1 protein-coding gene is annotated in these 1,057 nt (G+C 44.6%); it reads right to left on the bottom strand.

What is annotated here, in order from left to right:
• Positions 1-437 (bottom strand): hypothetical protein (locus IQ270_RS30490; RefSeq protein ID WP_193976812.1); only part of this gene is annotated, 437 nt, incomplete at its 3' end.
• Between the last annotated feature and the right edge of the window lie 620 nt (positions 438-1,057).

Here is a 1,057-nt window from a genome sequence, read left to right as displayed (position 1 = left end):
TCCTTGTCCACTAGCTTTAGAAGATGGGCTTCACCGTATCCGATGCTGGCCACATCATCCCATTCGAGGGAAATACATTCTTCTGCGTTCCGAAAAAATGCTTTTGATTTATTACCAACCGGGTGCTTGAAGTGGATATCTTCTCTTACAGTCTGAAGATGTGCTTCCTCATCTACGAATTCGGGTGAAAGAGTGAAGTTACGAAGTCCTGAATGTCGCTTTAAGATGCCACGAAGAACAAGTTCCTCTACAATGCCAGGAAAGCCCGTTAGATTGATGTAGGGCTTGTGGCGGTTTGAGAATATGAAACTTAGAACTGACTTCAAGTCAGCCTCATCAAACTTCTTTCTTCCATCTAGCAGACTGATGGCTCTGCCTAGCAAGTTCATCGCTTGCTGATTGCGTGGTTCAAACTGAATCATAGTATTTACTTTCATTGGTATTCTTGAGAAACTGGTGGGAGTTTAGTCCGCCAAGGGCCTAGCTGGGTTTCTTGCAGGCAGGTTCTACAGAGCGAGTAATAAATCTTGGCCTTTTCATCATGGTAGGTTTCACGCTTTTTGCATCTAAGGCACGTTGCGTTGTAGCGGATATGGAAAGGGAAAGGGCTGTCTTGTGGTAGATGGCTTCTCACATTGTTTGTTCCTAAATCTGATAAAAAGAGAACCCCCACAGCGCACTGGCCATGGGGGCTAAGGTGTCCTACCGGGATGAATCGGCGGACGTAGCACTTCGCGAGAGACACGAAGATTCTGTAATTATATGATTTTGTTACATATTCTAGACGGCCATAAAAGGGCGTCAATATGCTGTGTTAGCAATTAGTTAGCATTATCAATGAGATAGCGGCAAGTTGAGTGGAATTGGTGGTTTTGTTTAAGTCAGGCTGTCGCCTGTTCTCATATTTCCACTAGGGAGGCCTTCACAGTTTATCAAAGTATCCGGGTACAAAGGCTCTTCTAGAGTCCACTATCTTCAGCAGATGATTAGCAAGCAAGATGATTTCCAAGGCCTCTAGAGGATTATCTATCTCAACGTCTCTGTGTGACTGAGGATT

This window comes from Microcoleus sp. LEGE 07076, assembly GCF_015207455.1.
Taxonomy (GTDB): domain Bacteria; phylum Cyanobacteriota; class Cyanobacteriia; order Cyanobacteriales; family Microcoleaceae; genus Microcoleus.
This window is presented reverse-complemented; position numbering and strand designations above follow the sequence as displayed.